At 56.0% G+C, this 23,005-nt stretch carries 23 protein-coding genes; 17 read left to right on the forward strand and 6 right to left on the reverse strand.

Going from position 1 to position 23,005, the window contains the following annotated elements; all coding sequences use genetic code 11:
* Positions 1 to 17 precede the first annotated feature (17 nt).
* Entirely contained in the window at positions 18 to 914 is an 897-nt protein-coding gene (rarD, locus tag ACTJJA_RS18375; RefSeq protein ID WP_440668880.1) for an EamA family transporter RarD, read from the reverse strand.
* A gap of 51 nt (positions 915 to 965) precedes the next feature.
* Positions 966 to 1,433 (reverse strand): acyl-CoA thioesterase YigI, encoded by a 468-nt coding sequence (gene yigI / locus ACTJJA_RS18380; RefSeq protein ID WP_010426301.1) that lies wholly within the window; start codon positions 1,431 to 1,433, stop codon positions 966 to 968.
* A gap of 160 nt (positions 1,434 to 1,593) precedes the next feature.
* Here yigI and pldA point away from each other — a divergent pair, with 160 nt between their 5' ends.
* The 3 genes from pldA to rhtC all read left to right on the forward strand — a co-directional run bounded on the left by pldA (position 1,594) and on the right by rhtC (position 5,065).
* On the forward strand, positions 1,594 to 2,463 hold the full coding sequence (gene pldA / locus ACTJJA_RS18385; protein ID WP_042716814.1) for a phospholipase A: 870 nt from the start codon (positions 1,594 to 1,596) through the stop codon (positions 2,461 to 2,463).
* Positions 2,464 to 2,553: 90 nt separating this feature from the next.
* Positions 2,554 to 4,383, forward strand: a complete 1,830-nt coding sequence (gene recQ, locus ACTJJA_RS18390) for an ATP-dependent DNA helicase RecQ (protein ID WP_010426289.1) — start codon at positions 2,554 to 2,556, stop codon at positions 4,381 to 4,383.
* A gap of 61 nt (positions 4,384 to 4,444) precedes the next feature.
* Entirely contained in the window at positions 4,445 to 5,065 is a 621-nt protein-coding gene (gene rhtC, locus ACTJJA_RS18395) for a threonine export protein RhtC (RefSeq protein ID WP_010426287.1), read from the forward strand.
* Here rhtC and rhtB read toward each other — a convergent pair.
* The gene (gene rhtB, locus ACTJJA_RS18400) at positions 5,062 to 5,682 is read right to left on the reverse strand and encodes a homoserine/homoserine lactone efflux protein (protein ID WP_008501533.1); all 621 of its coding nucleotides are present in this window, start codon (positions 5,680 to 5,682) and stop codon (positions 5,062 to 5,064) included. The genes rhtC and rhtB overlap by 4 nt on opposite strands.
* A gap of 110 nt (positions 5,683 to 5,792) precedes the next feature.
* Between rhtB and pldB the strand changes: the two genes are divergently transcribed.
* The 3 genes from pldB to ACTJJA_RS18415 all read left to right on the forward strand — a co-directional run bounded on the left by pldB (position 5,793) and on the right by ACTJJA_RS18415 (position 8,593).
* A complete protein-coding gene (gene pldB / locus ACTJJA_RS18405; protein WP_440668881.1) occupies positions 5,793 to 6,785 on the forward strand; it encodes a lysophospholipase L2 in 993 nt (330 codons plus the stop codon).
* A gap of 25 nt (positions 6,786 to 6,810) precedes the next feature.
* Complete coding sequence (gene yigL / locus ACTJJA_RS18410; RefSeq protein ID WP_010426280.1) at positions 6,811 to 7,611, forward strand: sugar/pyridoxal phosphate phosphatase YigL; 801 nt, start codon at positions 6,811 to 6,813, stop codon at positions 7,609 to 7,611.
* 82 nt (positions 7,612 to 7,693) lie between these two features.
* Complete coding sequence (locus ACTJJA_RS18415) at positions 7,694 to 8,593, forward strand: carboxylate/amino acid/amine transporter (protein WP_440668882.1); 900 nt, start codon at positions 7,694 to 7,696, stop codon at positions 8,591 to 8,593.
* Here ACTJJA_RS18415 and metR read toward each other — a convergent pair.
* Positions 8,481 to 9,434, reverse strand: coding sequence for an HTH-type transcriptional regulator MetR (gene metR / locus ACTJJA_RS18420; protein ID WP_182401904.1), 954 nt, complete (start codon positions 9,432 to 9,434; stop codon positions 8,481 to 8,483). The genes ACTJJA_RS18415 and metR overlap by 113 nt on opposite strands.
* A gap of 115 nt (positions 9,435 to 9,549) precedes the next feature.
* Here metR and metE point away from each other — a divergent pair, with 115 nt between their 5' ends.
* A complete protein-coding gene (metE, locus tag ACTJJA_RS18425; RefSeq protein ID WP_440668883.1) occupies positions 9,550 to 11,811 on the forward strand; it encodes a 5-methyltetrahydropteroyltriglutamate--homocysteine S-methyltransferase in 2,262 nt (753 codons plus the stop codon).
* Positions 11,812 to 11,859: 48 nt separating this feature from the next.
* On the opposite strand, the gene ACTJJA_RS18430 is transcribed toward metE, so the two are convergent.
* On the reverse strand, positions 11,860 to 12,666 hold the full coding sequence (locus tag ACTJJA_RS18430; protein ID WP_440668884.1) for a dienelactone hydrolase family protein: 807 nt from the start codon (positions 12,664 to 12,666) through the stop codon (positions 11,860 to 11,862).
* 256 nt (positions 12,667 to 12,922) lie between these two features.
* Here ACTJJA_RS18430 and udp point away from each other — a divergent pair, with 256 nt between their 5' ends.
* The 9 genes from udp to tatD all read left to right on the forward strand — a co-directional run bounded on the left by udp (position 12,923) and on the right by tatD (position 20,833).
* Positions 12,923 to 13,684: a uridine phosphorylase gene (gene udp, locus ACTJJA_RS18435; protein ID WP_003860792.1), complete on the forward strand. Its 762-nt coding sequence runs from the start codon at positions 12,923 to 12,925 to the stop codon at positions 13,682 to 13,684.
* Positions 13,685 to 13,823: 139 nt separating this feature from the next.
* A complete protein-coding gene (gene rmuC / locus ACTJJA_RS18440; protein WP_148400216.1) occupies positions 13,824 to 15,281 on the forward strand; it encodes a DNA recombination protein RmuC in 1,458 nt (485 codons plus the stop codon).
* A gap of 66 nt (positions 15,282 to 15,347) precedes the next feature.
* The gene (gene ubiE, locus ACTJJA_RS18445; protein WP_010426273.1) at positions 15,348 to 16,103 is read left to right on the forward strand and encodes a bifunctional demethylmenaquinone methyltransferase/2-methoxy-6-polyprenyl-1,4-benzoquinol methylase UbiE; all 756 of its coding nucleotides are present in this window, start codon (positions 15,348 to 15,350) and stop codon (positions 16,101 to 16,103) included.
* A gap of 13 nt (positions 16,104 to 16,116) precedes the next feature.
* Positions 16,117 to 16,722 (forward strand): ubiquinone biosynthesis protein UbiJ, encoded by a 606-nt coding sequence (gene ubiJ, locus ACTJJA_RS18450; protein ID WP_042715673.1) that lies wholly within the window; start codon positions 16,117 to 16,119, stop codon positions 16,720 to 16,722.
* Positions 16,719 to 18,359, forward strand: coding sequence for a ubiquinone biosynthesis regulatory protein kinase UbiB (gene ubiB, locus ACTJJA_RS18455; protein WP_089598243.1), 1,641 nt, complete (start codon positions 16,719 to 16,721; stop codon positions 18,357 to 18,359). Before ubiJ ends, ubiB begins: the two co-directional genes overlap by 4 nt.
* 76 nt (positions 18,360 to 18,435) lie before the next feature.
* Positions 18,436 to 18,690, forward strand: a complete 255-nt coding sequence (tatA, locus tag ACTJJA_RS18460; RefSeq protein ID WP_010426269.1) for a Sec-independent protein translocase subunit TatA — start codon at positions 18,436 to 18,438, stop codon at positions 18,688 to 18,690.
* A gap of 3 nt (positions 18,691 to 18,693) precedes the next feature.
* Positions 18,694 to 19,236 carry a Sec-independent protein translocase protein TatB gene (tatB, locus tag ACTJJA_RS18465; protein WP_042715671.1) on the forward strand — a complete coding sequence of 181 codons (543 nt, stop codon included), beginning with the start codon at positions 18,694 to 18,696 and terminating at the stop codon, positions 19,234 to 19,236.
* A 2-nt stretch (positions 19,237 to 19,238) separates the two neighbouring features.
* Complete coding sequence (gene tatC, locus ACTJJA_RS18470) at positions 19,239 to 20,009, forward strand: Sec-independent protein translocase subunit TatC (protein WP_089598241.1); 771 nt, start codon at positions 19,239 to 19,241, stop codon at positions 20,007 to 20,009.
* 41 nt (positions 20,010 to 20,050) lie between these two features.
* Positions 20,051 to 20,833 carry a 3'-5' ssDNA/RNA exonuclease TatD gene (tatD, locus tag ACTJJA_RS18475; RefSeq protein ID WP_148400220.1) on the forward strand — a complete coding sequence of 261 codons (783 nt, stop codon included), beginning with the start codon at positions 20,051 to 20,053 and terminating at the stop codon, positions 20,831 to 20,833.
* Here tatD and rfaH read toward each other — a convergent pair.
* Positions 20,830 to 21,321 (reverse strand): transcription/translation regulatory transformer protein RfaH, encoded by a 492-nt coding sequence (rfaH, locus tag ACTJJA_RS18480; RefSeq protein ID WP_010426265.1) that lies wholly within the window; start codon positions 21,319 to 21,321, stop codon positions 20,830 to 20,832. The genes tatD and rfaH overlap by 4 nt on opposite strands.
* A gap of 170 nt (positions 21,322 to 21,491) precedes the next feature.
* Here rfaH and ubiD point away from each other — a divergent pair, with 170 nt between their 5' ends.
* On the forward strand, positions 21,492 to 22,997 hold the full coding sequence (gene ubiD, locus ACTJJA_RS18485) for a 4-hydroxy-3-polyprenylbenzoate decarboxylase (protein WP_421511355.1): 1,506 nt from the start codon (positions 21,492 to 21,494) through the stop codon (positions 22,995 to 22,997).
* Positions 22,998 to 23,005 lie beyond the last annotated feature (8 nt).

Genomic DNA, 23,005 nt, shown 5'->3' on the forward strand with positions numbered 1-23,005 from the left:
CCCGCCCTACAAAACACCTATATTCCTTTGCGGGCCCTGCGCTGGGTATAAATGGCATCTGCAACGAAAATCGCCAGCGCCACCCAGATAAAGGCGAAGGTCACCATCTTATCCGCACCCGGCACTTCGCCGTAAAACACCACTGCCAGCAGGAACATCAGCGTTGGGCCAATGTACTGGAAGAAGCCCAGCGTGGAGAGACGCAGGCGCGTCGCCGCGCCGGTGAAGCACAGCAGCGGAATGGTGGTCACTACGCCCGCGGCCATCAGCATCAGGTTCAGCGACCACGGGTTGCTGCCCATGTGGCTGGTGGCGCTGTCGGCGATGCCAAACAGATAAATTGCCGCCACCGGCAGCAGCCACAGGGTTTCGAACAGCATCCCGGTCTGCGCTTCCACCGCAATCTTCTTACGTACCAGCCCATAGAACGCAAAGCTGAACGCCAGACCGAGGGCAATAATCGGCAGTGAGCCGAAGGTCCACAGCTGCACCAGCACGCCGCAGAAAGCCAGAATCACCGCTACCCACTGCATCCGGCGGAAGCGTTCGCCGAGGAAAATCATCCCCAGCACAATGTTCACCAGCGGGTTAATAAAGTATCCCAGGCTCGCTTCAAGCATGTGATGGTTATTCACCGCCCAAATGAACAGCAGCCAGTTGCCGCCGATCAGTACCGCAGAAAGCGCCAGCAGGAAGACCTTTTTAGGGGTTTGCAGCAGCGTTTTGACGCCGGACCACTGACGGCTGACGCTCATCAGCGCAATCATAAAGAAGAACGACCAGATGACGCGGTGGGTGAGGATCTCGTCGGCCGGTACATAGGCGATAAATTTGAAGTACGCCGGTGCGATACCCCAAATAAAATAAGCGGCAAGGGCGAGTAAAACGCCCTGCCGCGTCTGTTTAGCATCCATCGGGAAAATCCGTTACAAAAGAGTGAATTAATTTTACCCGTTTTTATCGCCTTAACCCACCATATAAGTGGCGGTTGCGCTGGCGATATAAACCTGTTCTTCGTTATGCAACTCAACGCGCGCTACCGCGACTTTGTTGCCCGCGCGCAGCAGGCTGCTGGTACAGGTAAAGCGATTACCCCGGCCAGGGCGCAGATAGTCGACGCGTAAATCGATAGTGCCCATCCGCGAAAGACGCTGGCGGAGCTCCTCTTCATTGATGGTGTCATGGCGCGTCAGCGTGCTGCCGACGCAGACCAGCCCTGCCGCCACGTCCAGCGCGGAGGCAATTACCCCGCCGTGCAAAATACTTTGCGCCCAGTTGCCTACCATCATTGGCTGATTATTAAAGCTGAGCTGGGCAAAGTCTTTCTCGTATCGCTCCAGCTCCAGCCCCAGCGCGCGGTTAAACGGCATGTGGTACACAAAAATCTCGCCCACGAGTTTTAACGTTTCTTCGGCGGTAAGCGTGGCTGACATGAGGGGTTGCATCCTTGTTGTTAACAAAATGTTGATTTTATGCCTCAACAATAAGGATTTCCACTTTCAGAAACGAGGAGGCGGAAGTTGCTGCAGAAGTCTGTAGAATGCCCGGACAAAACTATTTATTAAATTTCACCCTTTCAGGAGAACACCACCGATGCGGACGTATCTGGGTTGGTTACTGGCGGCGGTTTCGCTGCCCCTCACAGCATATGCGCAAGAAGCAACCGTCAAAGAAGTGCACGATGCCCCCGCAGTACGCGGCAGCATTATCGCCAATATGCTTCAGGAGCATGACAATCCGTTCACGCTGTACCCGTATGATACCAACTACGTGATCTACACCCAGACCAGCGATCTCAACAAAGAGGCGATAAGTTCCTATAACTGGTCCGATAACGCGCGTAAAGATGAGGTGAAGTTCCAGCTCAGCCTCGCGTTCCCGTTCTGGCGAGGCATTCTTGGGCCGAACTCGGTGCTCGGTGCGTCATACACCCAAAAGTCCTGGTGGCAGCTCTCCAACAGCGGTGAGTCCTCGCCGTTCCGTGAAACCAACTATGAGCCGCAGCTGTTCCTCGGCTTCGCAACGGATTACGAATTTGCTGGCTGGACGCTGCGTGACGTCGAGGTGGGCTTTAACCACGATTCCAACGGACGTTCCGACCCAACCTCGCGCAGCTGGAACCGTGCCTATACGCGCCTGATGGCGCAGAACGGTAACTGGATGGTGGAAGTGAAGCCGTGGTACGTGGTGGGCAGCACCGATGACAACCCGGATATCACCAAATACATGGGCTACTACCAGCTCAAGATTGGTTATCAATTGGGTGATGCCGTGCTGAGCGCGAAAGGCCAGTACAACTGGAACACCGGCTACGGTGGTGCTGAGGTTGGCCTGAGCTACCCGGTGACGAAACACGTGCGTCTTTATACGCAGGTGTACAGCGGTTACGGCGAGTCGCTTATCGATTACAACTTCAACCAGACCCGTGTGGGTGTGGGCGTTATGCTGAACGATATTTTCTAGGTCGCTCGAATGTTTTTGCGTTAAACGTTGAAGTTTCTTTCTCAGGCGCTGAAAATAGCGCCTGTTTCATTTCTGGCATATGGGGTTAACGTGGCGCAGGCGGAAGTATTGAATCAGGAATCGCTGGCTAAACAGGTTTTGCATGAAACCTTTGGCTACCAGCAGTTCCGCCCCGGCCAGGAAACCATCATTGAAACCGTGCTGGAAGGCCGTGATTGCCTGGTGGTGATGCCGACCGGCGGCGGGAAATCCCTCTGCTATCAGGTGCCCGCGCTGGTGCTGAACGGCCTGACGGTCGTGGTATCCCCTCTCATTTCTCTGATGAAAGACCAGGTCGACCAGCTGCTCGCCAATGGGGTGGCGGCCGCCTGTCTTAACTCCACGCAGACCCGCGAGCAGCAGCAAGAGGTGATGGCGGGTTGCCGCACCGGACAGATTCGCCTGCTGTATATCGCGCCGGAACGCCTGATGCTGGATAACTTCCTCGACCATCTCGCGCACTGGAACCCGGTGCTGCTGGCGGTGGATGAAGCGCACTGTATCTCCCAGTGGGGACACGATTTCCGCCCGGAATATGCCGCCCTCGGCCAGCTGCGTCAGCGCTTCCCCGAGCTGCCGTTTATGGCGCTTACCGCCACGGCGGATGACACTACACGCCTGGATATCGTTCGTCTGCTCGGGCTGAACGACCCCTACATTCAGGTCAGCAGCTTCGACCGCCCGAACATCCGCTATATGCTGATGGAAAAATTCAAGCCGCTGGATCAGCTCTTACGCTATGTGCAGGAGCAGCGCGGCAAGTCCGGCATCATCTACTGCAACAGCCGTGCGAAGGTGGAAGACACCGCCGCGCGTCTGCAAAACCGCGGCTTTAGCGCCGCCGCGTATCACGCCGGACTGGAGAACCACATCCGCGCCGACGTGCAGGAAAAATTCCAGCGCGACGATCTGCAAATCGTGGTCGCGACGGTGGCGTTTGGGATGGGCATCAACAAGCCCAACGTGCGCTTTGTGGTGCACTTCGACATCCCGCGTAATATCGAATCCTACTATCAGGAAACCGGTCGCGCCGGGCGTGACGGCCTGCCTGCGGAAGCGATGCTGTTTTACGATCCGGCGGACATGGCGTGGCTGCGCCGCTGCCTGGAAGAGAAACCGCAGGGACAGCTGCAGGATATCGAGCGTCACAAGCTCAACGCGATGGGCGCGTTTGCCGAAGCGCAAACCTGCCGCCGTCTGGTGCTGCTCAACTACTTTGGTGAAGGGCGACAGGAGCCTTGCGGGAACTGCGATATCTGCCTTGATCCGCCGAAGCAGTACGATGGTCTGATGGACGCGCGTAAAGCGCTCTCAACCATTGGGCGCGTCAATCAACGCTTTGGTATGGGCTACGTGGTGGAAGTGCTGCGCGGGGCGAATAACCAGCGTATCCGCGATATGGGCCACGACAAGCTGCCGGTTTACGGCATCGGTAAAGAGCAGAGCCACGAGCACTGGGTGAGTATCATTCGCCAGCTGATCCACCTTGGCTTTGCCACGCAAAACATTGCCCAGCACTCTGCGTTGCAGCTTACCGAAGCCGCGCGTCCGGTGCTGCGCGGTGAAGTTGAACTGAAACTGGCCGTTCCACGCGTCATCGCCCTGAAGCCGCGCGTGATGCAAAAATCCTACGGCGGCAACTACGACCGCAAGCTGTTCGCCAAACTGCGCAAGCTGCGTAAAGCCATTGCCGATGAAGAGAACATCCCGCCTTACGTGGTGTTCAACGACGCGACGCTGATTGAGATGGCCGAGCAGATGCCGCTCAGCGCGAGCGAGATGCTGAGCGTCAACGGCGTCGGCACGCGCAAGCTGGAGCGCTTCGGGAAAGAGTTTATGGCGCTCATCCGCTCTCACGCCGATGGTGATGACGAGGAGTAGTCAGCCGGGCGAAAAAGTGCCAGGATGGTGACTCACTACATTATTTCCCCGCGAGCTAATTATGTTAATGCTATTTCTCACCGTGGCATTGGTGCACATCGTTGCGCTGATGAGCCCAGGCCCTGACTTTTTCTTCGTGTCGCAAACCGCCGTCAGCCGCTCCCGCAAAGAGGCGATGATGGGCGTGCTCGGTATTACCATGGGCGTCATGGTCTGGGCGGCAGTCGCGCTGCTCGGTCTGAACCTGATCCTGGCGAAGATGGCCTGGCTGCATAACATCATTATGGTCGGCGGTGGGCTGTACCTCTGCTGGATGGGCTACCAGATGCTGCGCGGGGCGCTGAAGAAAGAAGAGAAAAAGCCGGAAGAGCCAAAGGTGGAGCTGGCAACGGGCGGACGCAGCTTTGTGAAAGGGCTGCTGACCAACCTGGCGAACCCGAAAGCGATTATCTATTTCGGCTCGGTGTTCTCGCTGTTTGTCGGCGATAGCGTCGGCGCGGGCGCGCGCTGGGGTATCTTCCTGCTGATCGTCGTTGAAACCTTTGCCTGGTTCACCATCGTGGCCAGCCTGTTCGCTTTACCGGCAATGCGCCGTGGCTACCAGCGCATTGCGAAGTGGATTGACGGCTTCGCCGGCGCGCTGTTCGCCGGCTTCGGCATTCATCTCATCATCTCTCGCTAAGCATGACGCGCTGACGCAAGCAGCGCGCCAACCAGCATAAACAGCGAACCAAAGACTTTATTCAGGGCCTTCATCTGCTTAGGCCCTTTAATCCACGCCGCAATTCGCTGCGCCAGCGTCGCATAGCCAATCATCACGATGATATCGACAATGATGGTGGTCGCCCCCAGCACCACGTACTGCATCACCTGCGGCTGGTGCGGCACGATAAACTGCGGGAACAGCGCGGCGAGGAAAACGATGCTCTTCGGGTTGGTCAGGTTGACGAAGACCGCGCGCTTAAACAGATGGCCTCGGTTTTGCGTCTGAGCGAGCGTATTGAGGTTGATGGAGCCTGCCGCGCGCCACTGCTGGATGCCGAGCCAGATCAGATATGCCGCACCGGCCCATTTCAGCACTTCAAACGCCAGCACCGAGCGGGAGAACAGGGTCCCCAGACCAATTCCGACCAGCACGATATGAATGCCCAGCCCGGTCTGCAAACCGGCGATGGATGCCGCCGCACCGCGATAGCCGTGATTGATGGAGGTAGTCATAGTGTTAATGGCACCCGAGCCCGGTGAAAGGCTGAGGATAATGGATGTCAGCAGGTAGGCGAACCACCATTCGAAGGTCATTTGAAACTCCCGAACCGTCTATTTTTATGCCACAATACGCTATTATTGCGTCATTTTGTGACCAGTGACGAAAAAAACGATATTCCCTGGATTACGTGAGTGGAAACCCAATGTTTCAGCAGAAAAAGGACTGGGAAACACGAGAAAACGCTTTTGCTGCTTTCTCTATGGGGCCGCTGACCGATTTCTGGCGGCAGCGTGAGGAAGATGAGTTTACGGGCGTCGGGGGCATCCCGGTGCGCTTCGTTCGTTTCCGCAATGAAAAAAATGACCGTGTGATTGTCGTCTGCCCCGGACGCATCGAAAGCTACGTTAAATATGCCGAACTGGCTTACGACCTGGTCCATATGGGGTTCGACGTGCTGATCATCGACCACCGTGGACAGGGGTTGTCCGGTCGTATGCTGCCGGATACGCACCGTGGGCACGTGGATAACTTCAGCGATTACGTCGACGATTTTGCAGCGTTCTGGCAGCAGGAAGTCCAGCCTGGTCCCTGGCGCAAGCAGTATATCCTTGCGCACTCCATGGGCGGTGCCATTTCGACGCTGTTTTTGCAGCGGTATGAGCACCAGTGCGACGCCATTGCGCTCACCGCACCGATGTACGGTATTGTCATTCGTTTTCCCGATTGGATGGTGCGCCATCTTCTCGACTGGGCTGAGGGCCATCAGCGCATTCGTGAAGGCTATGCCATCGGTACCGGACGCTGGCGCGCATTGCCGTTCGCCATCAACGTTCTGACCCACAGTCGGCAGCGCTATCGCCGCAACCTGCGCTTTTATGCCGATGAACCGCGCTTGCGCGTTGGCGGCCCGACCTGGCACTGGGTGCGGGAAGGTATTCATGCCGGTGAGCAGGTGCTGGCGGGGGTAGGCGATGATGACACGCCGACGCTTCTGATTCAGGCGGAGGAAGAGCGTGTGGTGGATAACCGCATGCATGACCGCTATTGTGAACTGCGCGCTGCCGCCGGTCACCCTTGTGAAGGGGGAAAACCGCTGGTCATCAACGGCGCGTACCATGAGATCCTTTTTGAAAAGGACGCTATGCGCTCAGTCGCGCTTAACGCCATTGTTGAATTTTTCAACAGGCATAATTGATATTCACCAGAGGTTAAATTTCCCTATGTACCAGGTTGTTGCATCTGACTTAGATGGCACGCTGCTTTCCCCCGACCACACCCTCTCGCCTTACGCGAAAGAGACTTTAAAACTCCTGACTGCCCGTGGCGTGAACTTCGTGTTTGCCACCGGTCGCCACCACGTGGACGTGGGGCAGATCCGCGATAATCTGGAAATCAAATCGTACATGATCACCTCCAACGGTGCGCGCGTGCACGACACGGATGGTAACCTGATTTTTACCCACAATCTGGACCGCGATATTGCCGCCGATCTGTTCGGCGTGGTGCACAATAACCCGGATATCGTCACCAACGTTTATCGCGATGACGAGTGGTTTATGAACCGCCACCGCCCGGATGAGATGCGCTTTTTCAAGGAAGCCGTATTCCAGTACTCACTGTACGAGCCTGGCCTGCTGGAGCCGGAAGGGATCAGTAAGGTGTTCTTCACCTGCGAAAGCCATGAAGCGCTGCTGCCGCTGGAGCAGGCGATCAACGCTCGCTGGGGCGACCGCGTTAACGTGAGCTTCTCCACGCTGACCTGTCTGGAAGTGATGGCCGGTGGCGTCTCCAAAGGTCACGCGCTGGAAGCGGTGGCTAAACGTCTGGGCTTTGAGCTGAAAGACTGCATCGCGTTTGGAGACGGCATGAACGACGCTGAGATGCTCTCCATGGCGGGCAAAGGCTGCATCATGGAGAACGCGCACCAGCGCCTGAAAGACCTGCACCCGGAGCTGGAAGTGATCGGCACCAACGGCGATAACGCTGTGCCTAAGTACCTGCGCAAACTGTTCCTTGAATAATCTTCATTTGGTTATTTATTGTTCAGTTGTCAACTAAAGAGTTCGCTACAATGCCTGTCCTTCTTTCTGAGAGACAAGCATTGTGGCGCTACTCATTATCACCACTATCCTGTGGGCCTTCTCCTTTAGCCTGATTGGCGAATACCTTGCCGGTTCGGTCGACAGCTACTTCTCGGTGCTGATGCGTGTGGGGCTGGCGGCGCTGGTGTTCCTGCCGTTTCTGCGCGCGCGCGGACAATCGCTGAAAACGATACTGCTGTATATGCTGGTGGGCGCGATGCAGCTCGGCATCATGTACCTGTTCAGCTTCCGGGCTTACGTTTATCTGTCTGTCTCGGAATTCCTGCTGTTCACCGTGCTCACGCCGCTCTACATCACCCTGATCTACGACCTGCTCAGCAAGCGTCGTCTGCGCTGGGGATATCTTTTAAGTGCGGCGCTGGCGGTGCTTGGGGCGGCGATTATTCGCTATGACAAGGTAAGCGATCACTTCTGGACAGGGCTGATGTTCGTCCAGCTCGCCAATATCAGCTTCGCCATCGGCATGGTGGGATACAAACGGCTGATGGAGACCCGCCCGATGCCGCAGCATAACGCGTTCGCCTGGTTCTATATGGGGGCCGCGATTGTCGCGGTGGTGGCGTGGTTTATGCTCGGCAACCCGCAAAAACTGCCGACTACCACCGTGCAGTGGAGCGTTCTGGTCTGGCTGGGCGTGGTGGCTTCCGGGCTGGGATACTTCATGTGGAACTACGGCGCTACGCAGGTAGACGCCGGTACGCTGGGGATCATGAACAACGTGCATGTCCCGGCAGGGTTACTGGTCAACCTCGCCATCTGGCAGCAACAGCCGCACTGGCCGAGTTTCCTTATTGGGGGAGCGGTGATCCTGGCTTCGCTGTGGGTACATCGCCGTTGGGTCGCTCCGCGCTCCGCACAAAGGGAAGATGGTCGCACGCATGGTTCCGCGCTGAGCGAATAAACGCTTCCGTAATCGGCTGACGCTGCTCGCCATCGCGCACGGCAGAGTACAGCCGACTCCACAATCCTTCACCCAGGGTTTTGGTGACCACCAGACCCTGGCGTTCAAAACTCTCCACCACCCAGTGCGGCAATGCCGCGATGCCCATTCTGGCCGCCACCATCTGTATCAACAGCAGCGTGTTATCCACGCTTTTCAGCTGTGGGCTAATCCCTGCGGGCTGCAGGAAGTGACGCCAGATATCCAGGCGACTGCGCTGCACGGGATAAATCAGCAGCGTTTCTGTCGCCAGATCTTCCGGCGTGATGCGCGTTTTACTGGCCAGCGGATGGTCCGGGGCCAGCACCAGGCGCACTTCATAATCAAACATCGGCGAATAGTGCAGGCCGCTGCGCGGCAGAATATCTGACGTCATCACCAGATCCAGCTCGCCCTGCTGAAGCGACGGCTGCGGGTCAAAGGTCACGCCGGATTTAAAGTCCATCTCCACCTGCGGCCACTTCTGGCGGAAGTTCTCAAGCGCGGGGGTCAGCCACTGAATACAGCTATGGCATTCAATGGCAATACGCAGTTTGGTTTGCTGCGGCTCGTTGCAGGACTGCAGCGCGCTGGCGATCTGCGGCAGTACCTGATTTGCCAGTTGCAGCAGAATTTCACCCTGCGGCGTAAAGCGCAAAGGCTGGCTCTTACGCACAAAAAGACGAAAGCCGAGGCGTTGTTCCAGATCGCTGAACTGGTGAGAAAGGGCAGACTGGGTCTGGTGCAGCGTGGCCGCCGCTGCCGCAAGAGAACCGCAGTTCCGCAACGCTTGTAGCGTTTTCAGGTGTTTAATCTCGATCATGAAAGTCCTTCACTTCGCCATGAACATTTTGCGCTTGAGGAATATACAGTACCTGCCAATTATAGATGTGTAAACATCTGGACGTCTAAATAACAAATTTCACAAGGGGCATAACATGACAATCCGCAATCACACTCTCGGTTTTCCTCGCGTTGGTCTGCGCCGCGAACTGAAAAAAGCGCAAGAAAGCTACTGGGCGGGTAACACCACCCGTGAAGAACTGCTGATGGTGGGACGCGAGCTGCGCGCCCGTCACTGGGAGCAGCAAAAACAGGCGGGCATTGACCTGCTGCCGGTGGGCGATTTCGCCTGGTACGACCATGTTCTGACGACCAGCCTGCTGCTTGGCAACGTGCCGGCTCGTCATCAGAACAAAGATGGATCGGTAGATATCGATACCCTGTTCCGCATCGGCCGTGGCCGTGCACCAACGGGGGAGCCAGCGGCAGCGGCGGAAATGACCAAGTGGTTCAACACCAACTATCACTATATGGTGCCGGAGTTCGTGAAAGGTCAGCAGTTCAGGCTGACCTGGACGCAGCTGCTGGATGAAGTGGACGAAGCGCTGGCGCTGGGTCATCAGGTGAAGCCCGTATTGCTGGGGCCAGTCACCTACCTGTGGCTGGGTAAAGTAAAAGGCGAACAGTTTGACCGCCTCAGCCTGCTGAACGATATTCTGCCGGTCTACAAACAGGTGCTGATTGAGCTGGGCAAGCGCGGCATTCAGTGGGTGCAAATCGACGAGCCCGCGCTGGTGCTCGAGCTGCCGCAGGAGTGGCTTGATGCCTTCAAACCGGCGTATGACGCGCTCACCGGGCAGGTGAAGCTCCTGCTCACTACCTATTTCGAAGGCGTGACGCCAAACCTGAAGACCATTACCGCGCTGCCGGTTCAGGGCCTGCACGTTGACCTCGTTCACGGTAAAGACGATGTCGTGGAGCTACACAAGCGCCTGCCAGCGGACTGGCTGCTTTCTGCCGGGCTGGTTAATGGTCGCAACGTCTGGCGTGCCGATCTGACCGAGAAATATGCACAAATCAAAGATATTGTCGGCAAACGTGAGCTATGGGTGGCATCCTCTTGCTCGCTGCTGCACAGCCCAATCGATCTCAGCGTGGAGACCCGTCTCGACCCTGAAGTGAAAAGCTGGTTTGCCTTCGCCCTGCAAAAGTGCGAAGAGCTGACGCTGCTGCGCGACGCGCTGAACAGCGGCGAGACGGCGGCGATTACCGAATGGAGCGCACCGATCCAGGCGCGTCGTCACTCGGCCCGTGTGCACAACCCGGCGGTGGAAAAACGCCTGGCGGCCATCACCGCGCAGGACAGCCAGCGCCAGAGCCCGTATGAAGTACGCGCCGAAGCGCAGCGCGCCCGTTTCAACCTGCCCGCGTGGCCGACCACCACAATTGGTTCTTTCCCGCAAACCACTGAAATCCGCGGCCTGCGTCTGGACTTCAAGAAGGGCAACCTGGATGCGAACAACTACCGCACCGGTATCGCTGAGCACATTAAGCAGGCAATTATCGAGCAGGAGCGTTTAGGTCTGGACGTGCTGGTGCACGGTGAGGCCGAGCGTAACGACATGGTCGAATACTTCGGTGAGCACCTGGACGGCTTCGTCTTTACCCAGAACGGCTGGGTGCAGAGCTATGGCTCCCGCTGCGTGAAGCCGCCAGTGGTCATCGGCGACGTCAGCCGCCCGGAAGCGATCACCGTGGAGTGGGCGAAGTATGCCCAGTCCCTGACCGATAAGCCGGTGAAAGGGATGCTCACCGGTCCGGTAACCATTCTCTGCTGGTCCTTCCCGCGCGAAGACGTGACCCGTGAGACCATCGCGAAGCAAATCGCGCTGGCGCTGCGTGATGAAGTGGCAGATCTGGAAGCCGCAGGCATTGGCATCATCCAGATTGACGAACCGGCGCTGCGCGAAGGTCTGCCGCTGCGTCGCAGCGACTGGGATGCTTACCTGCAGTGGGGCGTGGAAGCGTTCCGCATCAACGCCGCGGTGGCGAAGGACGACACCCAGATCCACACCCACATGTGCTACTGTGAATTTAACGACATCATGGATTCGATTGCCGCGCTGGACGCCGACGTGATCACCATCGAGACCTCGCGTTCAGACATGGAGCTGCTGGAGTCGTTTGAAGAGTTCGACTACCCGAACGAAATCGGGCCGGGCGTGTACGACATTCACTCCCCGAACGTGCCGAGCGTGGAGTGGATTGAAGCCCTGCTGAAAAAAGCTGCCCAGCGGATCCCGGCGGAACGTCTGTGGGTGAACCCGGACTGCGGACTGAAAACCCGCGGCTGGCCGGAGACGCGAGCGGCGCTGGCGAACATGGTGAAGGCGGCGCAGAACTTGCGTCAGGCTTGATGAAGCGTAGGCCCGGTAAGGCGTTGCCGCCACCGGGCTTTTTTTCTTTTATGCTTTTTTTCCGCCGTACTGGCTAAACCACGCCAGCATCCTCTGCCAGCCATCTTTGGCTGATTCTGCGTGATAGCTCGGGCGATAATCGGCATTAAACGCGTGTCCGGCATCCGGGTATACCACAATCTCCGCCTTCGCGTTCGCCGCGCGTAGCGCATGACGCATGGTCTCGACGGTATCAAGCGGAATGCCTGTATCCTGACCACCATAAAGCCCTAGCACCGGTGCATTCAAATCCGTTGCGATATCAACAGGCTGCTTCGGTGAGTTCAGCGTTTTTTCGCCCACCAGTTTGCCGTACCAGGCAACGGCCGCTTTCAGCTGCGGGTTATGCGCGGCATACAGCCAGCTAATGCGTCCGCCCCAGCAGAAGCCGGTCACCAGCAGACGATGTGCATCGCCCCCGTTGCGCGCGGCCCAGCTGGCAACGTGATCAAGGTCAGCCAGCACCTGGGCATCCGGAACTTTGCTCACTAGATTGTTAAACAACGTAGGGATATCGCTGTAATCGTTCGGATCGCCCTGACGGAAATAGAGCTCTGGCGCAATGGCCAGGTACCCTTCCAGCGCCAGGCGGCGGCAGAGGTCGCGAATATGCTCGTGAACGCCAAAAATTTCCTGAACCACAATCACGATCGGCAGCGAACCCTCTGCCGATTTTGGCCGCGCGTGATAAGCAGGCATATTCTCCCCCTGCGAGGGGATGGAGGTCTCGCCCGCAGTAATGGCTTCTTCTGAGGTTGAGACGATGGTTGAAGCATGCGGAGCCGCAGCAGGTGCAAAACCGGTTTTTTCAGTCATGGCATTCTCCGTACCAATGAGTTAGCGCAAAGGTAAATATAGTCACCAGGTTAACAACCCACAGTGCCTTATACGGTCTATCTTTTGTGCAGCACCTGTCGATATAACTTGTTAATGTGATGTAAGTCACTATTTAATGGAAATTAACTGCAACCATTTTCATTCATGGTGAGGTATGTCACGAAATTCTGCGTAGTGCTTCTGTAAAGTACCGTTTTACTTCTTCTGACTAACCGACCCACAGAGGAGTCACCCTATGTCTAAGTCTGATGTTTTTCATCTCGGCCTCACTAAAAACGATTTACAAGGGGCTACGCTCGCTATCGTCCCTGGCGATCCTGAGCGTGTGGAAAAGATCGCCGCGCTGATGGATAAGCCGGTTAAGCTGGCAGCCCATCGTGAATTCACCACCTGGCGCGCAGAGCTGGATGGCAAAGCGGTGATCGTGTGCTCTACCGGTATCGGTGGCCCGTCTACGTCTATTGCGGTGGAAGAGCTGGCGCAGCTGGGCATTCGTACTTTCCTGCGTATCGGCACCACTGGCGCTATTCAGCCGCACATCAACGTGGGCGACGTGCTGGTTACGACCGCATCTGTACGTCTGGACGGCGCAAGCCTGCACTTTGCACCAATGGAATTCCCGGCAGTAGCCGACTTCGAATGCACCACCGCGCTGGTTGAGGCCGCGAAATCCGTGGGCGCGACCACTCACGTGGGCGTCACCGCCTCTTCCGATACCTTCTACCCGGGCCAGGAGCGTTACGACACCTTCTCAGGCCGCGTGGTGAGCCGTTTCAAAGGCTCTATGGAAGAGTGGCAGTCCATGGGCGTGATGAACTACGAAATGGAATCTGCAACGCTGTTGACCATGTGCGCAAGCCAGGGTCTGCGTGCCGGTATGGTGGCGGGCGTGATCGTCAACCGTACTCAGCAGGAGATCCCGAACGCCGAAACCATGAAGCAGACCGAAAGTCATGCGGTGAAAATCGTGGTGGAAGCGGCTCGTCGCCTCATCTAATCCTCTCTTCAGAGACACAAGGCCGACATGTTCGGCCTTTATTTTTTGCGTAGCGCCTCGCAGGAAAACCCTTTCAAACTGGACGTTTATACAGCACAATTCTATTTTGTGCGGGTAATACGTTGATGCAGGGGGCATTGTGGATATCTCAATCCTGATTTATGCGGTGGTTGCGCTGGTGAGCGTGGCGGTAGGCTGGCTGATTTCCAGCTACCAGCATGCGCAGATGAAAGCCGATCAGCTGGCAGAACGTGAGGAGATCGTCTCGGAGCTAAGCGCCACAAAACAACAGCTTGCTCAAGGCTCACACTGGCGTGACGAGTGCGAGCTGCTCAATAATGAACTGCGTAACCTGCGTGATATCAACACCTCGCTGGAGGCCGATCTCCGCGAAGTGACCACCCGTCTTGAATCCACCCAACTGCATGCGGAAGACAAAATCCGCCAGATGATCAACAGCGAGCAGCGCCTCAGCGAACAGTTTGAGAACCTCGCCAACCGAATTTTTGAGCACAGCAACCGCCGCGTTGACGAACAGAACCGACAGAGCCTGAATAGCCTGCTGACGCCACTGCGTGAACAGCTGGACGGGTTTCGCCGTCAGGTGCAGGACAGCTTTGGCCAGGAGGCGCGCGAGCGGCACACCCTGGCGCATGAAATCCGTAATCTCCAGCAGCTGAATGCCCAGATGGCGCAGGAGGCGGTGAACCTGACGCGCGCGCTCAAAGGCGATAACAAAACGCAGGGAAACTGGGGGGAAGTGGTACTGACGCGCGTGCTTGAAGCGTCTGGCCTGCGCGAAGGGTATGAATACGAAACCCAGGTCAGCATTGAGAACGATGCCCGCTCGCGTATGCAGCCGGATGTCATCGTACGTCTGCCGCAGGGTAAAGATGTGGTGATTGACGCCAAAATGACGCTGGTGGCCTACGAGCGCTATTTCAACGCGGAAGATGACTACACCCGCGAGTCGGCGCTGCAGGAACACATTGCCTCCGTGCGTAACCATATTCGTCTTCTGGGCAGAAAGGATTATCAGCAGCTGCCGGGGCTGCGATCGCTGGACTATGTGCTGATGTTTATCCCGGTAGAGCCCGCCTTCCTGCTGGCGCTCGACAGGCAGCCTGAACTGATCACCGAAGCGCTGAAAAATAACATTATGCTGGTCAGCCCTACCACGCTGCTGGTGGCCTTGCGGACCATTGCTAATCTGTGGCGTTACGAGCATCAAAGCCGTAACGCGCAACATATTGCCGATCGCGCCAGCAAGCTTTACGACAAAATGCGCCTGTTTGTGGACGATATGTCCTCGGTCGGGCAAAGCCTGGATCGTGCGCAGGATAACTACCGGCAGGCGATGAAAAAGCTCTCCTCCGGGCGTGGCAACCTGCTGGCGCAAGCCGAAGCGTTTCGCAGCCTGGGGGTGGAGGTGAAACGCGAGATTAATCCGGAATTGGTTGAACAGGCGACGTCGCAGGACGAAGAGTTCCGCCTGCGTGAAGGCGCGGATGAACAAAATACACACAGTGAAGACAACGATTTAGCGGCGAATTTATCGCCAGAAGAGCAGCCGACGCGTTTCTTTCGCGGTGGTTGAATCGTAGGGCAAACGCGCCCAATCTGTTACACTTCACGAACATTTTACTGATAAGCAGGCTCTGAGATGGTTGACGATTCACAAGACACGACGCACTTTGGCTTTCAGACTGTTGCCAAAGCGCAGAAAGCTGACATGGTGGCCCACGTATTTCATTCCGTGGCGGCGAAGTACGATGTGATGAATGACTTGATGTCCTTCGGCATTCATCGCTTGTGGAAGCGCTTTACTATTGACTGCAGCGGTGTGCGTCGTGGACAAACAGTTCTCGATCTGGCTGGCGGAACGGGCGATCTGACGGCGAAATTCTCCCGTCTGGTGGGTGAAACCGGTCGCGTCGTGCTGGCAGATATCAACGACTCAATGCTGAAAATGGGACGCGAGAAACTGCGTAACATCGGCGTTGTGGGTAACGTGGAATATGTGCAGGCAAACGCCGAAGCGCTGCCGTTCCCGGATAACACCTTTGACTGCATCACCATCTCTTTTGGTCTGCGTAACGTTACCGACAAAGACAAAGCGCTGCGCTCCATGTACCGCGTGCTGAAGCCGGGTGGACGTCTGCTGGTGCTTGAATTCTCCAAGCCGATTATTGAGCCGCTGAGCAAAGCCTACGACGCCTACTCCTTCCACGTTCTGCCGCGTATTGGTGAGCTGGTAGCGAACGATGCAGAGAGCTATCGCTACCTGGCCGAATCCATCCGTATGCACCCGGATCAGGATACCCTGAAAGCGATGATGCAGGACGCGGGTTTTGAAAACGTTGAGTATTTCAACATGACGGCGGGTGTCGTCGCGCTACACCGCGGTTACAAGTTCTGAGTGGAGGTGTCCCGTGCCCTTTAAACCCTTAGTCACCGCAGGCATAGAGAATGTACTGAATGCCTTTCTGTATCGCGCTCCGGCGCTGAAGGCTGCACGTCAGCGGCTGAACGGAAAGGTACTGCGTATCGTTTTAAAAGAGTTCTCGACGCCGCTTGTGCTGGTCTTCAGCGAGCGCCAGCTTGACGTTCTGGGTGAATGGGAGGGCGAGGCAGATTGCTCGGTCATCACTCATATGAGCGTGCTGCCAAAACTGCGTGACCGTCAGCAACTGACGGCGCTTATCCGCAGCGGTGAACTCGAAGTTGAAGGCGACATTCAGGTCGTGCAGAACTTCGTGGCGCTCAGCGATCTGGCTGAGTTTGACCCGGCAGAACTGCTTGCGCCTTTTATTGGCGACATCGCCGCCGAAGGGATCGGAAAAGCGATTCATGGCGGTACGGCGTTCCTTCGCAAAAATCTGCAACGGCAGCAGCGCTATGCCGCAGAGGTAATCACCGAAGAGTGGCGCATGGCCCCCGGGCCGCTGGAAGTGGCATGGTTTGCAGAAGAGACCGCTGCTGTTGAACGCGCGGTTGATGCGTTAACCAAACGCCTGGAAAAACTGGAGGGCAAATGACGCCTGGTGAAATTCGGCGCCTCTATTTTATCGTTCGCACCTTTTTGAGCTACGGGCTCGACGAGCTTATCCCCAGAATGCGTATCACGCTGCCGCTTCGTATCTGGCGGCGCACGCTGTTCTGGATGCCAAATCGCCACAAAGATCAGGTTTTAGGCGAACGCTTGCGTCTTGCGCTGCAGGAGCTGGGCCCGGTATGGATCAAGTTTGGGCAGATGCTTTCTACCCGCCGCGATCTCTTCCCGCCGCAAATTGCCGATGAACTGGCGATGCTGCAGGATCGCGTTGCCCCGTTCGACGGAGTGAGAGCGAAGAAGCAGATCGAAGAAGCGATGGGCAACATTCCTGTTGAAACCTGGTTTGATGATTTCGACATTCAGCCGCTCGCATCGGCTTCCATTGCCCAGGTACATACGGCTCGCCTGAAAGAAAACGGCAAAGAAGTGGTTATCAAGGTTATTCGTCCGGATATCCTGCCGATCATCAAAGCCGATATGAAGCTGATCTACAGGTTGGCCCGTTGGGTACCGCGTTTGTTACCGGATGGCCGCCGACTGCGCCCGATGGAAGTGGTGCGGGAGTATGAAAAAACGCTGATTGACGAGCTTAACCTGCTGCGTGAATCGGCGAACGCCATTCAGCTGCGTCGTAACTTTGAAGACAGCCCAATGCTGTATGTTCCTGAAGTCTATTCTGACTATTGCAGCCAGAACATGATGGTCATGGAGCGTATTTACGGTATTCCGGTCTCGGATGTTGTTGCGCTGGAAAAGCAGGGCACCAACATGAAGCTGCTGGCCGAGCGTGGTGTGCAGGTCTTCTTTACCCAGGTCTTCCGCGACAGCTTTTTCCATGCGGATATGCACCCGGGCAACATCTTCGTGAGCTACGAACACCCGGAGGATCCGAAATACATCGGGATCGACTGTGGCATTGTTGGCTCGCTGAACAAAGAAGATAAGCGCTATCTCGCAGAGAACTTCATCGCGTTCTTCAACCGCGACTACCGCAAGGTGGCCGAGCTGCACGTGGATTCTGGCTGGGTTCCACCAGACACCAATGTCGAAGAGTTTGAGTTTGCGATCCGCACGGTATGCGAACCGATTTTCGAAAAACCGCTGTCGGAGATCTCCTTCGGTCACGTTTTGCTGAACCTGTTCAATACCGCGCGTCGCTTCAATATGGAAGTGCAGCCACAATTAGTTTTACTTCAGAAAACATTACTTTACGTTGAAGGCGTAGGTCGCCAGCTCTATCCTCAGTTAGACTTATGGAAAACGGCGAAACCTTTCCTTGAATCCTGGATCAAAGATCAGGTTGGCATTCCAGCGCTGGTACGCTCCCTTAAGGAGAAAGGCCCGTTCTGGATTGAAAAAATGCCTGAAATTCCTGAACTGGTTTACGACAGTTTGCGTCAGAGCAAGAACCTTCAGCACAGCATGGATAAAATCGCGCACGAGCTTCAGTCCAGCCGCGTGCGCCAGGGGCAGTCACGTTACCTCTTTGGCATTGGCGCGACGTTGCTGCTGAGCGGTACGCTGCTGCTCATCAATCGCCCTGACTGGGAGATGATGCCCGCCTGGCTCATGGCTGGCGGCGTTGTTGTCTGGCTCGCTGGCTGGAGAAAAACGCGCTGATTTTGCGTCGCTATCACCAGGTTGCATACGTATAATGCAACCTGACTCATTAAGCATCTATCACTGAGGATTACGTATGGGTGGTATCAGTATCTGGCAATTGTTAATCATTGCCGTCATCGTCGTACTGCTGTTTGGTACGAAGAAACTCGGTTCTATCGGTTCCGACCTTGGTGCATCTATCAAAGGCTTTAAGAAGGCCATGGGTGATGATGAAAGTAAGCAGGATAAAACCAGCCAGGACGCTGACTTTACTGCTAAATCCATCGCTGATAAGCAAGATGAAGCCAAAAAGGAAGACGCTAAACGCCACGATAAAGAGCAGGTGTAATTCGTGTTCGACATTGGTTTTAGTGAGCTGCTGCTGGTCTTTGTGATTGGTTTGATTGTGCTGGGGCCGCAGCGTCTTCCTGTTGCGGTCAAAACCGTGGTGGGTTGGGTGCGTGCGCTTCGCTCGCTGGCAACCACCGTGCAAAACGAGCTGGCGCAGGAGCTTAAGCTCCAGGAATTTCAGGACAGCCTGAAAAAAGTTGAGAAGGCGAGCATGGAAAACCTGACGCCCGAGCTGAAAGCATCAATGGATGAGTTGCGCGAAGCGGCTGAATCTATGAAGCGTTCATACAGCATCAACGATCCTGAAAAGGCGAGTGATGAAGCTAACACCATCCATAACCCGGTGGTGAAGGGCAGCGAAGAGCAGCGTGAGGGCGTAACGCCGTCCAGCGCGGAGCATCAGGCTGCTGCACCAGAACAGACGCCGCAGGAACCTGAAGTGAAAAAACAGGCGCAATCGGTCGAGCCAGTGTTAAAAGCGGCTGAAGCAAAGCCTGCTGCGTCCGTTTCCGAATCATCCCCTTCCTCGAGTGATAAAGCGTAAACATGGCAGTAGATGATACTCAACCGCTCATTACGCACCTCATTGAGCTGCGCAAGCGCCTGTTAAACTGCATTATTGCGGTTCTCCTTATATTTCTGTGCCTGGTCTATTTTGCCAACGATATCTATCAGGTGGTCTCTGCACCGCTGATTAAACAGATGCCGCTGGGCGCGACGATGATCGCAACGGACGTGGCTTCACCGTTTTTCACCCCGATCAAGCTGACCTTCTGGGTATCCTTGATTGCGTCTGCGCCGGTCATTTTGTATCAGGTCTGGGCCTTCGTCGCGCCGGCGCTGTACAAGCACGAGCGTAAACTGGTGATCCCTCTGCTGGTCTCCAGCTCGCTGCTGTTCTATATCGGCATGGCGTTCGCCTATTTCGTTGTCTTCCCTCTGGCCTTTGGCTTCCTGACGCATACCGCGCCGGAAGGGGTTCAGGTGTCGACAGACATCGCCAGCTATCTCAGCTTCGTCATGGCGCTGTTCATGGCGTTTGGTGTGGCGTTCGAAGTACCGGTGGCGATTGTCCTGCTGTGCTGGATGGGCGTGACAACGCCTGACGATCTCCGCAAGAAGCGTCCGTATATCCTCGTAGGAGCATTTGTGGTGGGCATGCTGCTGACGCCACCGGATGTCTTCTCGCAAACCTTACTGGCGATACCGATGTATTGTTTGTTTGAGGTCGGCGTGTTCTTCTCGCGCTTCTATGTGGGCAAACGACGTCCGCCGGAAGATGAAGAAGACGGGCCTGAAAAGACCACTGAAGAATAACACCAGCCGCCCGTCAGGGCGGTTGTCATATGGAGAGGGGCATGTTTGATATTGGGCTTAACCTGACCAGCTCGCAGTTCGCGAAAGACCGGGATGAGGTCGTCGCCCGTGCTTTTGCCGCCGGGGTGAAAGGGCTGTTGCTGACGGGAACCAACCTTCATGAAAGTGAGCAGGCGCAGTTGCTGGCGCAACGCTACGAACGCTGCTGGTCAACCGCAGGCGTCCACCCTCATGACAGTAGCCAATGGACGCAACACAGCGCTGAAACGCTCCACGCGCTGGCGAAAATGCCACAAGTGGTCGCCATCGGCGAGTGCGGTCTTGATTTCAATCGCAATTTTTCCACGCCGGAAGACCAGGAAAAAGCATTCACCGCACAATTGGCGCTGGCCGCAGAGCTAGAGATGCCGGTGTTCATGCATTGCCGCGATGCGCATGAGCGTTTTCTCACCCTTCTGGAACCGTGGCTGGATAAACTGCCTGGTGCAGTGTTGCACTGCTTTACCGGATCGCATCAGGACGCGCTGGATTGCCTGAATCGAGGACTTTATCTGGGCATAACCGGTTGGGTTTGCGATGAGCGTCGCGGGCTGGAACTGCGTGAATTGTTGCCGGCGATCCCGGCCGAACGCCTGCTGCTGGAAACCGATGCCCCTTACTTGCTGCCACGCGACATGAAACCTAAACCGGCATCGCGGCGTAACGAACCGGCGTATCTGGGGCACATCGTTGAGAGTGTGGCGCACTGGCGCGGAGAAGATCCACACTGGCTGGCCGCGCAGACGGATGACAACGTGCGCCGCCTGTTTCGAATTGCGTTTTAAAGCTTACGGAAGTCGGTGTTTTTCACGCTCTGCAGCACCTGTTTATTCAACAGGTTAAGTAGCAACATAGAGCGCGCTTCGCCATCAGGTTCAGAGAATATGGCCTGCAGGCCTTCAAAGGCACCTTCTGTAATCACCACGCTATCGCCCGCATAAGGGGTTTCCGGGTCGGTAATCCCTTCGGGTTGTTGATAAATCGAAAGCTGATGAATGACGGTTGAGGGAACCGTCGCGGGGCTGGTGCCAAAACGGACAAAGTGACTGACACCGCGCGTAGCGCTGATTGTCGTGGTGTGGATCACTTCCGGGTCGAATTCGACGAACAGATAGTTCGGGAAGAGAGGCTCGCTGACCATCGTGCGTTTCCCGCGCTGCATTTTTTCAAGCGTGATCACGGGCGTCAGGCAATTCACCGACTGACGTTCAAGATGTTCCTGCGCGCGCTGAAGTTGCCCGCGTTTGCAATACAGTAAATACCAGGCCTGCATAATCACTCTTTCCCTTAGTTCGGGGCGCAAGCATATCAAAACCCTGGCCGGATCGCTAAGTTGATTATAATGGGCGAAAGTGGAGTAAGTCGCGGAAGTTCACGCTAATTTAACAAAATTACAGCATCACGTAGGCTTACGCCGTATAATGAAGCGCTTACAGAGAGGCCATGACTAACTGCATGAAATACCACGATCTACGCGACTTCCTGACGCTGCTGGAAAAGCAGGGCGAACTTAAACGGATTACGCTTCCTGTTGATCCTTATCTGGAAATGACAGAAATTGCTGACCGCACCCTGCGTGCCGGTGGGCCTGCGCTGCTGTTTGAAAATCCGAAAGGCTACGACATGCCGGTGCTGTGCAATCTGTTCGGCACGCCGCGCCGCGTGGCGCTGGGCATGGGGCAAGAGGATGTCACGGCGTTGCGTGAAGTGGGTAAACTGCTGGCGTTTTTGAAAGAGCCGGAGCCGCCGAAAGGTTTCCGCGATCTGTTCGACAAGCTGCCACAGTTCAAGCAGGTGCTGAACATGCCAACCAAACGCCTGCGCGGTGCGCCGTGCCAGCAAAAAGTGCTGGAAGGCGATGCGGTTGATCTGACAAAAATCCCGATTATGCAGTGCTGGCCTGAAGATGCTGCGCCGCTGATTACCTGGGGTTTGACCGTCACCCGTGGGCCGTACAAAGAGCGCCAAAACCTCGGTATCTACCGCCAGCAGCTGATTGGTAAAAATAAACTTATCATGCGCTGGCTGTCACATCGTGGCGGCGCGCTCGATTTTCAGGAGTGGTGCGCGGAACATCCCGGTGAACGATTCCCGGTTTCTGTTGCCCTGGGGGCCGATCCGGCAACGATTCTGGGCGCGGTTACGCCTGTTCCGGATACGCTGTCGGAGTATGCCTTTGCAGGGCTGCTGCGCGGCACTAAAACCGAAGTCGTAAAGTGTGTCTCCAATGACCTGGAAGTGCCAGCCAGTGCTGAAATCGTTCTGGAAGGCTACATCGAACAGGGTGAGTTTGCACCGGAAGGGCCTTACGGCGACCATACGGGTTATTACAATGAAATTGATAACTTCCCGGTGTTTACCGTCACGCACATTACCCAGCGTGAAGATGCAATTTACCACTCAACCTATACCGGCCGTCCACCGGATGAGCCTGCGGTGCTGGGTGTGGCGCTGAACGAAGTCTTTGTGCCGATTTTGCAAAAACAGTTCCCGGAAATTGTTGATTTCTATCTGCCGCCGGAAGGGTGTTCGTATCGCCTGGCGGTAGTGACGATGAAGAAGCAGTATGCCGGTCACGCTAAACGCGTGATGATGGGCGTATGGTCTTTCCTGCGCCAGTTTATGTATACCAAGTTTGTTATCGTCTGCGATGATGACGTCAACGCCCGCGACTGGAATGACGTTATTTGGGCGATTACTACACGCATGGACCCTGCGCGTGATACGGTGTTAGTCGAAAACACGCCGATAGATTATCTGGACTTTGCCTCGCCGGTTTCCGGTCTTGGCTCAAAAATGGGACTGGATGCCACGAATAAATGGCCTGGCGAAACCGACCGTGAATGGGGTCGCCCGATCAAAAAAGATCCTGCCGTGACCGCGCGAATAGACGCGATCTGGGACGAACTGGCCATAATGAATAACGGTAAATCTGAAGCTGACCGTTAAGCCCTATA

The sequence above is a fragment of the Enterobacter sp. 22452 genome (assembly GCF_052045065.1).
Classification (GTDB): Bacteria; Pseudomonadota; Gammaproteobacteria; order Enterobacterales; family Enterobacteriaceae; genus Enterobacter; species Enterobacter mori.